Annotated in this window: 11 protein-coding genes; 10 read left to right on the top strand and 1 reads right to left on the bottom strand. The window is 58.2% G+C overall.

Translation table 11 applies throughout. The features are described 5' to 3' along the window. Positions 1 to 212 (bottom strand): transposase (locus ATO3_RS26920; protein WP_143747398.1); only part of this gene is annotated, 212 nt, incomplete at its 3' end. 81 nt (positions 213 to 293) lie between these two features. On the opposite strand from ATO3_RS26920, the gene ATO3_RS28675 reads away from it, so the two are divergent. The 10 genes from ATO3_RS28675 (at position 294) to ATO3_RS26875 (ending at position 11769) form a co-directional block, all read left to right on the top strand. After that, positions 294 to 683, top strand: coding sequence for a hypothetical protein (locus ATO3_RS28675; protein ID WP_036562717.1), 390 nt, complete (start codon positions 294 to 296; stop codon positions 681 to 683). Positions 684 to 903: 220 nt separating this feature from the next. After that, on the top strand, positions 904 to 1431 hold the full coding sequence (locus ATO3_RS26915; RefSeq protein ID WP_233152340.1) for a MarR family winged helix-turn-helix transcriptional regulator: 528 nt from the start codon (positions 904 to 906) through the stop codon (positions 1429 to 1431). A gap of 471 nt (positions 1432 to 1902) precedes the next feature. Continuing rightward, entirely contained in the window at positions 1903 to 2892 is a 990-nt protein-coding gene (locus ATO3_RS26910) for a TAXI family TRAP transporter solute-binding subunit (protein ID WP_036562715.1), read from the top strand. 215 nt (positions 2893 to 3107) lie between these two features. Continuing rightward, positions 3108 to 4958, top strand: coding sequence for a TRAP transporter permease (locus tag ATO3_RS26905; protein ID WP_036562713.1), 1851 nt, complete (start codon positions 3108 to 3110; stop codon positions 4956 to 4958). 129 nt (positions 4959 to 5087) lie between these two features. Then, positions 5088 to 5642 carry a hypothetical protein gene (locus tag ATO3_RS26900; protein WP_143747397.1) on the top strand — a complete coding sequence of 185 codons (555 nt, stop codon included), beginning with the start codon at positions 5088 to 5090 and terminating at the stop codon, positions 5640 to 5642. A gap of 286 nt (positions 5643 to 5928) precedes the next feature. Beyond that, entirely contained in the window at positions 5929 to 7209 is a 1281-nt protein-coding gene (locus tag ATO3_RS26895; RefSeq protein ID WP_036562709.1) for a Rieske 2Fe-2S domain-containing protein, read from the top strand. 170 nt (positions 7210 to 7379) lie between these two features. Next, positions 7380 to 8543, top strand: coding sequence for an alpha-hydroxy acid oxidase (locus ATO3_RS26890; RefSeq protein ID WP_036562707.1), 1164 nt, complete (start codon positions 7380 to 7382; stop codon positions 8541 to 8543). Positions 8544 to 8664: 121 nt separating this feature from the next. Next, complete coding sequence (locus ATO3_RS26885; protein WP_036562705.1) at positions 8665 to 9603, top strand: PDR/VanB family oxidoreductase; 939 nt, start codon at positions 8665 to 8667, stop codon at positions 9601 to 9603. Next, entirely contained in the window at positions 9593 to 10780 is a 1188-nt protein-coding gene (locus tag ATO3_RS26880; RefSeq protein WP_081894009.1) for a Gfo/Idh/MocA family protein, read from the top strand. Before ATO3_RS26885 ends, ATO3_RS26880 begins: the two co-directional genes overlap by 11 nt. Then, on the top strand, positions 10777 to 11769 hold the full coding sequence (locus ATO3_RS26875; RefSeq protein WP_233152339.1) for an ABC transporter substrate-binding protein: 993 nt from the start codon (positions 10777 to 10779) through the stop codon (positions 11767 to 11769). Before ATO3_RS26880 ends, ATO3_RS26875 begins: the two co-directional genes overlap by 4 nt. The last annotated feature ends 3 nt before the right edge of the window (positions 11770 to 11772 follow it).

The raw sequence follows: 11772 nt of genomic DNA, 5'->3' as shown, positions 1-11772 counted from the left end.
TTCGCCCCCGGAGAGCGACCGCCGCAATCATACCATGTCTTGTGAGGGCCGTATTCCTTTGGCGCATCCCGCCAGCGTAACCCATTGCGATTGATAAAGATAATACCACTCAAGACGCGTCTGTCGTCGACACGAGGTTTGCCGTGCGACTTGGGGAAGTAAGGGGAAAGACGCGCCATCTGCGCGTCGCTCAGCCAGAAGGGATCAGACATGTCACCGCTCCGTTTTCGGTGCCGTGAATCACGCAGAGCGTCTGAAATCAATGGGTCCAGAGCGCCTACAGCGACGAGGCCTTGATCACAACTGATGATGAAGACCTCTTGGATAACCTTTCTGGTTCGCGCTTCTTCGATGTTCAGATCATTCTCGACGAGGCTATTCCGAAACTGCACACTTCGACATCTCAGATAATGGCACTTGTCCGTCGCCTGGTTGAGAAGGGTGGGGAAGACATGGCGGCCAATCAACCCAATGCTGCCTTTCGAAAATGGCGTGCCGCTGATCAGACCCGCTCTGACGCGGTTATCACGGCTGCGCGAAACGGCGATGAAGATGCCCTACGTTATCTCGTTTTTGCTTTGGAGGCGAAAGGGAAGCCGGATAGTGCCATGCAGTCTGCAAAAGCCACCGGCCCGGAAATCCAGAAAACATGGCAAGACAAACTCAGAAAAAACGTAAAGTAGGAAAAGACAGGTAACGGGACCCAAGGTGCCTGCCATCCGGAGCAGAAACGGCAGGCACCTTTGTCTTCGCTCTTGACCCACCTCGATTGAAGGTGCGAGAGTGACCGCCTTGCGAAGGGTTGCATCGAGCCGGACAGCCAGAGATAATTTTTCGTGTTGGAAACCTCCGTGCGTCTAACGGACGCTTGGCAAGTGGAAATTATACTGGTCTAGTCAGGCGATGAGTGAAACGATAGATACCAAACCGGCGGGTTGCGCCGGCGATCCGAGCAATGAGCGTATCGCGCGGCTTGTCCGCCTTGCGGCACGCGGATTCAACCGTGCGCTTCAGCTTCGGTTGCAAACGGAAAATGTCACGTTCGGCCAATGGATATTCCTTCGTATCCTTTGGCAGGAAGATGGGTTGTCGCAACGTGAGTTGAGCGACAGGGCGCATCTTACGGAACCGACAGCGCATACTGCGCTTATCCGAATGGAGGAACTGGGCTATATCGTTCGGCGCAACGTGGAGGGCAACAAGCGCCGGCAGCACGCCTTCCTGACCGCGAAGGGCCAAAGGCTTCGCGATCTGCTTGAGCCGCTTGCGCTTGAAGCCAACGACATGGCGCTTTCGGGCCTTTCGGAGAACGAGCAGAATGTTCTGAGGAAAGCCCTGACCCTGATGATTCGGAATCTTGACGAAGATGAGCGAAACGCCGCGTCCCGCGGCATTCGTGTGCCGCCGACCAAGGGCACCCCGGCGTCTTAAGATATTCGAAGGCAGGCGAGAGGGGCCGGGGTGTTGTCCGCGGTTCCATGCGTTCCGATGCTGTCAGGCGCGCCATCGTGCCATGCCTGTTGGGGCTGATGGCTTTTTTGCCCAAGCCTTCGAGGGGCTTTGAGAACTGCTGCGCCAAGAGGGGATCGCCCGGGCGATATCAGGCACGGTGCCGGGTGCTGCCCAGGGCATTGGCGCAGGCGGCCCGACCTTTTGCACCCGAATACCCCCATCCTGTGATATGATAAATTGAGGTGCTTTTGGCTGCTGTACTATGAATATGTGTGGTCATGGCAGCCTCTTTTCGGTCGGGGCGATTGCGTAAAGTTTTGTAAATTCAGGGGTAATTTGCCTTTGATTGTTGCCTTGGATCGCAGTTGACGGAGGGTTTTCTATCCATTAAAGGTGTATTTGATAGATATCTAAAATTAGATGTCTATGACTGTCATAAGGGAGGAAACAATGAACAAGAGTTTTAGGGCCGTTGCTGCGGCTGTGGGTCTGTGCGTGCTTGGAAGCGGCGCAATGGCGGAGAGCATCAACGTGACGCTGTCCGGCGGGAACCCATCGGGTCTGTGGTCGCTTCTGGGGGCCGGTGTCGACCGGGCTGTGAAGGCAGACGATTCCAGCAGTGTCGTGACATATCAGGCAACTGGCGGCGGGTTCGCGAATATCGGTTTGCTGGCTGCGGGCCGGACGGACCTTGGGCTGGCGCATGATGCCGAGTTGAAGATCGCCCTTGCCGGGGATGAGCCGTTCAATGCACCGATCGAGAATCTTCAGGCCATCGGGTATATGTATAACTGGGCGCCGATGCACTTTTTCCTGAGGAAATCCATCGCCGACGAACACGGAATCGACAGTATCGACGATCTGGCCGAATCGGGTGTGGCGATCCGCGTTGCAAACAACAACCGGGGCAACATCACCGCGAATATCACGACCTTCATGCTTGACGAAGCCGGGTTTGACGAGGCCACGATCGAAGCCAATGGCGGGGTTCTGGTTCGCGGCGGGTCGTCGCAGCAGGCCGACCTGATCACGGATGGTCGTACCGACATGGTGATCAACGGTATTTTCGTCGGGCATTCGTCTTTCCGCAAGGTTGATAAAAGCAATGATGTGGTGCTGCTGAGTGTGCCGCAGGAGATCATCGAAAAGACCAATGAGCGGTTCGGTACGCGCGACTACACGATTCCTGGCGGAAGCTATTCCAACCAGGCCGAAGATATCGTGACGCTCGCATTGGGCGCGATGGTCGTCACCTCGGATGCGCTGCCGGAGGAAACCGGATATACCCTTGCCAAGGGTATCGCGTCGAACATCGACGAGATCCGCGGTGTACACAACGCGATGCAGGAGTTGACGCCCGAGCTTCTGGTGTCGCAGACGACGCTTCCGTTCCATCCCGGTGCAGAGCGCGCCTACAAGGAACTCGGGTTGATCGAGTAAAGTCCTGTACGAGTAACTTCACCGGCGCGCGAGAACAGCGCGCCGGTTTCGCATCCGTCGCCGGATACAATATTTGCGGGCTGCCCCTGTGTCGCTACAGGCGGACGTGCCGCGCATCCGCAATTCAAATTCAAACCAACAACACGTGAAACGGTGCTGGCATGAAATTCCCTTCACTTACAGAAACTGGCCGTCGCAGAAAGCTGGAGCCGACCATGCGAACCGTCGTCATGGTGCTGTCGGCAGCTTTCGCGATATGGGTGGTCCATTCGAACCTGTTCGTTATCGCGGACCCCCTGATCCAGGGTATTTTGTTCATCTCGGGAATATTCACTATTCTCTTCATGGCGATTGGGGCGACCTCCAGGGCGCCAGACCGGATTCCATTTTACGATTGGTTCCTGACGGCTCTCAGTCTTGCGTGCGGCGTTTATTTCTACATGACGTCGGATGCGATTGCGGACCGGATCAGTCTTCTGGACACGTTCACCGCTGACCAGATGTTCTTTGGGTCGGCACTTCTGTTCCTGACCATCGAGGCGACGCGACGGACCACTGGCCTTGGGCTTACGGGCGTTGTCATGCTTTTCCTGATCTACAATCTTTTCGGCTACCTGTTGCCGCCGCCGTTCGGGCATCGGGTCAGCGAGTTCAGTTACCTGCTGGATATCCTGGTGTTTACAACCGATGGGCTGTTCGGCGTTCCGATCCAGGTTGTGGCCAGCTACGTGTTCCTGTTCGTGATGTTCGGGACGTTCCTGGCAAAAGCGGGCGGCGGTGACTTCTTCTTTAACCTTGCGGCCCTGATTACCGGGCGCGCGCGGGGTGGCCCTGCCAAGATCGCCATCATCTCGTCGGGTTTGTACGGCACGATGTCCGGTAGCCCCACGTCCGATGTCGTCGCGACCGGGTCGATCACGATCCCCGTCATGAAGCGGCTTGGGTATCGTGCCCGTTTCGCGGGGGCGGTTGAGGTCGCGGCCTCCACCGGCGGCAGCGCGATGCCCCCGATCATGGGGTCGGCGGCGTTCATCATGGCGGAGTATTCGGGTATTTCGTACAACTCGATCGTGCTGGCCGCGCTTGTTCCCGCCTTGTTGTACTACACGGGTGTCTTCGCCCAGGTTCACCTGCGTTCGGTGAAATATGACCTTCGCCCTTCGGAAGAAGAGGTTCCGAGCGCCAAGGAAACCTTCAGGACCGGCTGGGTGTTCCTGTTGCCGATCATCGGCATCGTCACGGCACTTGTCCTTGGTTATTCGCCGACCTTTACGGCGGGTGTCGGGGTTCTTGTGACGGTCCTTGCGTCGATGATCCTGAAAGAAACGCGGCTTTCGCTGTGGCAGATGGTGGAAGGTTTCGGGACAACCACGTTGCAGATCCTGCCGGTGGCCGGGGCATGTGCTGCGGCGGGCCTGGTGATTGGCGGGTTGTCGATGACCGGTCTCGGGATGAAATCGGCGAATGTCATTCTGAACATCAGTAATGCCGAACCGTTCCTGACGCTGGTTATCGCCGCGATCGTGACGATCATCCTGGGGCTGGGTATGCCGACCCCGAGTGCCTATATCCTTGCGGCTGTACTTGTCGGGCCGGCGCTTGCAAAACTCGGCTTCCCGGTGCTGCCCAGCCAGATGTTCCTGCTTTACTACGCGATTCTGTCAGCCTTGACGCCTCCGATTGCGGTGGCGGCCATAGCGGCATCCGCGATTGCCGATGAAGACCCGTTCAAGATCGCGTTCTCGGCTGTCAGGCTTGCGATCGTCGGCTTCCTGCTGCCCTTCGCCTTTGTCTGGAACCCGGGTATCCTTCTGGAACTTGGCGCCCTGGCCAATGCTATCGCCGTGGTCGGTGCATTTGCCGGTGCAATCGCGATTGCCGCCTCCATGGAGGGGTTGATCAAAACCCAATTGCAGGGCTGGGAAAGGGTTGTTCTGCCACTTGCGGCAGTGGGGGCGGTAAGCCCGTACCTTCTGGTGGCCAGCTTGTGCATCCTGCTGATTGTCGGGTTGATCGCGCGCCAGATCGTGTTCACCGCAAGCGAGGGACGGGTAAACAAGGTATAGCCTTCCGATATACACTGAATGCGATACCGAAAGTGACCACCTTACGGGGTGGTCACTTGCTGTTTTGAAGAATTACGAGTTGCTGAACCGGCATGCAGGGGCTCGTTGAAACCAATAGGTGACCTACTCATGACAACTTTCAAGACGGGTCAGTCGTCCCCGCCAGAAAACAAGACTTCGGGCCTGATGTTTACCGTAAGCGCGCCGCCTGAACATGCCACAGATGTAACGCAGGCAATTCACGATATCACCGCCAGTTTTATTGCGGTGGAGGGTGTGCCGGAAAATGATTTGCAGGAACAGGACCGGACCCGGGGTGAGTTTACGCTTTCCTTTAAATTCGATGACCAACTGGCATCGAACGACAAGGACCTGCCCGAGATGATCAACCGGGAAATCAAGCAGCGGCTGAACGGGTCCGCGGCAGAGATTCGTTGTGATACCGTGGCGGTTGCGCCACCTGCAGGAAGCCAGAAAGAGCCTGCTTTCTGGAAGCGTTGGGCGGTCAGTATGCTGGGTGTCTATCCCTTGCTGATCATGATCTTTTACGCCTTGAGGCCGGTGACGGAAGGCCTGCCCGTGCCGGTATCGCTGTTCCTGGTGGCGCTTGTTTTGACGGGTCTCAATGGCCGGTACGTGATGCCGTTCCTGGCGCGGAAAATGCAATTCTGGTTCGCCCGTTAGAAAGGTGTAAACCCGGAACGTGCAGGCGGCATGTGGGGTCTTAAGTGGTCTGGTATGATGCTTTTGGGGCCTCCGGTGCTGCCTTGAGAACCTGTTGGTATGGACAGGGGAAGGCCGGGGCTGGCGTGCTTAATACCTTGAAATATCAGGGGTTCGAGACCCGGTAACAGACTGGTGAAAAATATGGGACAGCCCGTTGACAGACTAAACTTAGAAAGCTAAGAATAATACAGGAAACATAAGCCGCGCATTTAGCTTTAATGCGGCAGTCCGTGGAGGAGATCTAATGCTTACACCTGAAGAGAATGAACTGCTGACCCGCGTGACCGGGGATGCCCCGATGGCCAAGTTGATGCGTCAGCACTGGACACCCGTGTGCCTGATGGAAGAAGTCGAAGAACCCGACGGCAAGCCGCTTCGTGTTGAGGTTCTTGGTGAAAGTTACGTGGCGTTCCGCGATTCGAAGGGGCGTCTGGGTTTGCTGGATGAGCTTTGCCCGCACCGTAAGGCATCGCTGGTCTATGGCCGGAATGAGGAATGCGGCCTGCGCTGCCTTTATCACGGCTGGAAGATGGACGTTGACGGTAACGTCGTTGCCATGTCGTCCGAGCCCGAAGGCAGCCCCCTGATGGACAAGGTCAAGCACCGGTCCTACCCGGTGCGTGAGTGGGGCGGATTCGTCTGGGCTTGGCTTGGTGAAAAAGAAGACATGCCGGAGTTCCAGCCGCCCGCCTTCGCGCCGACCGAGGATACGCCGGTTGCGATCCTGAAGATTCGGGTGCCTGCCAACTGGGCACAGATCCACGAAGGTCAGATCGACAGCGCGCATTCGTCGTCGCTCCATTCCTCCACCATGGTTCCTGCCCGGGTGGAAGGGGCCGCGGCCGACGAAAAATCGTGGTACCGTCCGTCGACCGACAAATCGCCCCGCATGCAGACCGAAACCACGAGTTACGGTTTCCACTACGCGGCGATTCGCAAGCCGATCAAGAATGCGCAGACCCATAACTATTTGCGCATCACCGAATTCATCGCGCCTTATTATTCGCTGATTCCGCCCAACAACAATTACCGGGTGGCAAGCGTTATCGTGCCGATTAACGATGATGAAACGGCCTTCCACTTCCTTGCCTTCGGTGGTCCGAACGTTCCTTCGACCGAGGAATGGCGCAAGTTTACCTTTGCTGTGCCGGGGGAAGATCTGGATGACAAGTGGCGTCCGGTCCGGACGCTGGAGAACGACTTCCTGCAGGACCGCGAGAGAATGAAGGAAGGTCACTTCACTGGTGTGGATGGCATCCCGAACGAAGATATCGTGATGTGGGTTTCGATGGGAAGCCGGGTTCAGCGTCACACTGACGTTCTCGGGGCCTCTGACCTGGCAATCGTCGAGTTCCGGCGGCTGATGGCCGATGCGGCCAAGAAGGTTGCAGAAGGCGGTCGGGCCATCGGCACCGATTCCGATATCCCGCAGGGCGTGATCGCCTCTCATGAGGGTGTTTATCCGAAAGAGACCGATTGGCGCACCCTCGTCGATACCTCGGGTAAAACCGCAGCGGCAGAATAAGCCGGTCTACATTTATCCTCCCTGATCCGCCCGAAACCGAGCATGGTCTTGGGCGGATCGTTTTGTAGGTGTCAGCCTGCCTGACACGGGGGGATGGCTGTTTGCCGCTTGTGGAAAACGCCCTGTCCCTGACGGGGGCAGAGGCGTATCGCAGGACACCGACGAGCAAGATGACCCGAACCGTTAACATCGACGACTTGCGCCGCCGGGCCCGGCGGCGGCTGCCGCGCGTCGTGTTCGATTTTCTTGATGGAGGGGCGGAAGACGAAGTGACCCTTCGCAGAAACCGCCAAGCTTACGAGGATATCCGGCTCACGCCCAGAATCCTGAAAGGTGGCACGGTTGATCTTTCAATCGACCTGTTCGGCCAGAAGTTCGCATCGCCTTTCATGATCGGCCCGACGGGTTTGAACGGGATTTACTGGCCGAAAGGCGATTTGCATCTGGCCGGTGCTGCCGAAGATGCAGGCATCGGTTTTGCCGTTTCGACGGCCTCCAACTCTTCAATGGAAGAGATCGCACAACGGTCGGGCGGGCCACTTTGGTTCCAGCTTTACCCATGGGGGAAGGAGGCCTTTTCCCGGGCGCTGATCGACCGCGCCTCCGAGGCTGGCTATTCGGCATTGATCATTACGGTCGATTCGCTGGTCGGGGGGAAGCGCGAGCGGGATTTGCGGCACGGGTTCGCGCATGAGATCACCATGAGTGCGCCCATCGTTCTTGATGGGTTGATGCACCCCGGATGGCTGAAATCCGTCTGGCTCAGCAATAACAGGCCACGATTGCAAAACCTCGTGGCTTTCCTTGGGGAGAGAGCCAGCGACAAGGAACTGGCAGATTTCACCCGCTCTCAGCGCAATCCGCATTTTTCCTGGGAGGATGTCCGGCGCATCCGCAAGCAGTGGAACGGGCCGCTTCTGATCAAGGGAATCATGTGTGCCGAGGACGCCCTGCGCGCCCGGCAGGAAGGGGCCGATGGTGTCATCGTGTCGAACCACGGAGGCCGGCAACTCGACGGTGCGCCGGCGACTATCGATGTGATCGGGGATATCGCCGGGCAACTGGACAAGGACGCGAAAATCCTGCTGGACGGCGGAATCCGCCGGGGTAGCGATACCGTCAAGGCGCTGGCCTTGGGGGCGCATGGCGTTCTGCTTGGCCGGGCACCACTTTACGGCCTGGCGGCGCATGGCCGCGAGGGTGTTGCGCAAGCGCTTTCGATTCTGGAGGATGAATTGCGCAGAACGATGATTTTCGTCGGCTGCCAATCGGTACGGGACCTGGGCGCGCAGCATATCGCAGCAATGAAAACAGGGGTGGCGGGCCCCGGCTAAACGCCCGAACGGAATGAATGAAATGCGGGCATACCCGCCCCGAAGCCGCCGCGGCGAGCGGTTGACATCACGAACTTAGCTATCTAATTATTTCACATCGCGAACAGACCGGGAGGACTTCATGGAGCAGATCAGAATGCGCGTCGAAAACAGGCGCGATTTGACTCCGAGTATCGTAGAATTCACTTTGGCGCCGGTCGGCGACGACAAACTGCCAAGTTTCGATCCCGGTGCGCATGTCACTGTCGAAACGCCTTCGGGCGCGATGCGCCGCTACTCGCTTGTCAATGACGGCGAGGACCCCAAGGAATATGTCGTGGCCATCAAGCGTGAGCCGGAATCGCGAGGCGGGTCCGCGTCGATGCATGATGATGCGACTGTCGGGACCGAACTTACAATCGAGGTGCCCGAGAACGATTTCCCGCTGACCGATGTGCAGAAATACCTGCTGATCGCCGGTGGCATCGGTATCACGCCGATCTATTCGATGGCGCGGTTCCTCGATAAGAAAGGCAAGATGCTGCGGATCATCTACGTGAGCCGCAGTGCAGAAGAGTCGGCCTATCTGGATGAGCTGATGAAGGATTTCGACGGGCGTATCATCGTCCACCATGACAATGGTGATCCGAATGCTGTTTATGACTTCTGGGACGATCTGGTGACGCCGCGGGCAACGCATGTCTTTTGCTGTGGCCCCAAGCCCTTGATGGAAGAGATCAAGGCCGTGTCCGGACACTGGCCGGAAGGACGCATTCACTTCGAGGATTTCAAACCCGTCGATGTGGTGCGCGAAGACGATACGGCCTTTGAAGTGGAACTGAAGAAAAGCGGTGAGGTGGTGACGGTTCCGGAGGATCGCTCGATTCTCGAAGCGCTGCGAGATGCGGGCCATGCCACGTCAAGCTCGTGTGAGAGCGGCACTTGCGGCACCTGCAAGACCCGCCTGTTGAGCGGTGAGGCCGATCATCGCGACATGGTTCTGATGGAAGAGGAAAAGGGCGATCACATCATGATCTGTGTGTCGCGGGCCAAGTCGGGGAGGCTTGTTCTTGACCTCTGATCCCGTTCGCCTCGGCGTTGCGGGACTTGGGCGTGCGTTCATGCTCATGGTGCCGACTTTCGACGCCGATTCCCGCGTGAAGCTGACCGCCGCCGCCGCCCCCAGGGAAGAAAGCCGTAACGCCTTTGAAAAGGAATACGGCGGCACGGGGTATGCGGCTATCGAAGACCTCTGCGCCGATCCCTCGGTCGAGGCGATCTATATCGCGACCCCGCACCAGATGCATGTCGATCATGTTCTGGCAGCGGCGCGTGCCGGTAAGCATATTCTTGTCGAAAAGCCCCTGGCGATCTCGATGGAAGATGCCGACAAGATGGTTGCGGCTGTCCGCGAGGCCGGGGTGCATATGATCGTTGGCCCGAGCCACAGCTTCGATCCGCCCGTGGACCTTGCCGCGCAGTTGATCGAAAGCGGTGAGTTCGGTCAGTTGCGGATGATCCAGGCGCTGAACTACACGGATTTCCTGTATCGCCCCCGGCGCCCCGAAGAGCTTCGCACCGAAGAGGGCGGAGGCGTTCTTTTCAGCCAGGCCATTCACCAGATCGATGTCGTTCGCCGGTTGGCGGGGGGCATGGCCAAGAATATCTATGCCATGACCGGCGCATGGGACCCGAAACGCCCGACAGAGGGTGCGTTTACCGCGCTCATGAACTTTGAGACGGGCTGTATCGCCAACCTGACCTATTCGGGGTACGCCCATTTCGACAGCGATATCTGGATGAACGACGTCGGAGAGCTGGGGCAGCGGAAACAGCCCGGTGCCTATGGCGGGGCGCGCCGCGCCCTGATGGACCTCGACCCCGAGGAGGAAGCCCGGCTCAAGACGACGCGGACTTTCGGCGGCGGCAAGACGGTCGACGCCAAACACAATGAACATTTCGGGCCGGTCATCGCACTTTGCGATCGTGCCGACCTGAAACTCACGCCGGACGGTATCGAGGTGTTCGGGGATACCGAACGCAGCTTTATCGAAGCGAAATTCGGTCCTGCGCCGCGCAGGACCGTTATCGATGCACTGGTGGCCGCAGTTCGTGAGGATGAGCCCCCTGTCCAGACAGGGGAGTGGGGCCTTGCGAGCCTTGAGGTCTGCCATGCGATCTTGCAGTCCGCTGACACCGGCCAGCCGGTCGAGCTACAGCGGCAGTACAGAACAAAACACAGGGAGGGGACGCAATGAGCAATCTAAATCTATCACTTGCAATGGGAAACTACGACCGGACACGGGCAATCGTGGATGGACGGGTACAGATCGACGGGGTCGATCCCATTCCGATGCTGTTGTCGCCGGAAGAAATGTTCTTCCGGGCTTTCCGGCATCAAGCCTTTGATATCAGCGAGCTTTCGCTGTCGTCCTATTCGATCTCGGTTGCCCGCGGTGATCCGCATTATGTGGCCATCCCGGTTTTCCTGAGCCGTGCGTTCCGGCACACGTCGGTTTATATCCGCACGGACAAGGGCATTGAGAAGCCCGAGGATCTGAAGGGCAAGCGCATCGGTATCGCCGAGTATCAGCTTTCCGCCAATGTCTGGGTGCGCGGTATTCTGGAAGAGGAATACGGCGTGAAATCTTCGGATATCGTCTGGGTGCGGGGCGGTATGGATACACCGGGCCGGCCGGAGAAGATCAAGGTTCAGTTGCCGGACGACATCACGATGGAAGAGGCCCCCGAAGGCAGCACCCTGAACGGGATGCTGGCAGCCGGTGAGATCGACGGCTTTGTCGGTCCGCGCTGGCCGCGTTGCTTCGCCGAGGGGCACCCGCATGTCGGGCGGCTGTTTTCCGACAGCATCTCTGCCGCGGAGGATTATTTCGAGCGGACCAAGATTTTCCCGATCATGCATGTTCTGGGTGTCCGCCGAAGCCTTGCCGAGGAATATCCTTTCCTGCCCGCTGCGTTGCTCAAGGCGTTTACTCAGTCAAAGCGGCTGGCCGAAGAGGCGCTGTCAGACACGTCGGCCACCAAGGTCACGATGCCGTTTGTCGAGGATACCCTCAACCGGGTTCACACCCTGATGGGGGATGACCCGTGGAGTTACGGGGTTGGCGCGAACGCCCATGTGCTGGACAAGTTCCTTGATTACCACGCGAGCCAGGGCCTTTCGCCGCGCCGTGTCGGAATCGAGGAATTATTCCACCCATCGACTTTGGAAGCCTACAGCCTTTAACAG

The sequence above is a fragment of the Marinibacterium profundimaris genome (assembly GCF_002210095.1).
Classification (GTDB): Bacteria; Pseudomonadota; Alphaproteobacteria; order Rhodobacterales; family Rhodobacteraceae; genus Marinibacterium; species Marinibacterium profundimaris.
The sequence above is the reverse complement of the archived record's forward strand: the minus strand, read 5'-3'. Positions and strand labels throughout refer to the sequence as shown.

Coding starts and splice junctions, on each gene's coding strand:
- ATO3_RS26900 (WP_143747397.1), top strand. CDS start 5,088: ATGACAACTTTCAAGACGGGTCAGTCGTCCCCGCCAGAAAACAAGACT.
- ATO3_RS26905 (WP_036562713.1), top strand. CDS start 3,108: ATGCGAACCGTCGTCATGGTGCTGTCGGCAGCTTTCGCGATATGGGTG.
- ATO3_RS26890 (WP_036562707.1), top strand. CDS start 7,380: ATGACCCGAACCGTTAACATCGACGACTTGCGCCGCCGGGCCCGGCGG.
- ATO3_RS26910 (WP_036562715.1), top strand. CDS start 1,903: ATGAACAAGAGTTTTAGGGCCGTTGCTGCGGCTGTGGGTCTGTGCGTG.
- ATO3_RS26885 (WP_036562705.1), top strand. CDS start 8,665: ATGGAGCAGATCAGAATGCGCGTCGAAAACAGGCGCGATTTGACTCCG.
- ATO3_RS26875 (WP_233152339.1), top strand. CDS start 10,777: ATGAGCAATCTAAATCTATCACTTGCAATGGGAAACTACGACCGGACA.
- ATO3_RS26895 (WP_036562709.1), top strand. CDS start 5,929: ATGCTTACACCTGAAGAGAATGAACTGCTGACCCGCGTGACCGGGGAT.
- ATO3_RS26915 (WP_233152340.1), top strand. CDS start 904: ATGAGTGAAACGATAGATACCAAACCGGCGGGTTGCGCCGGCGATCCG.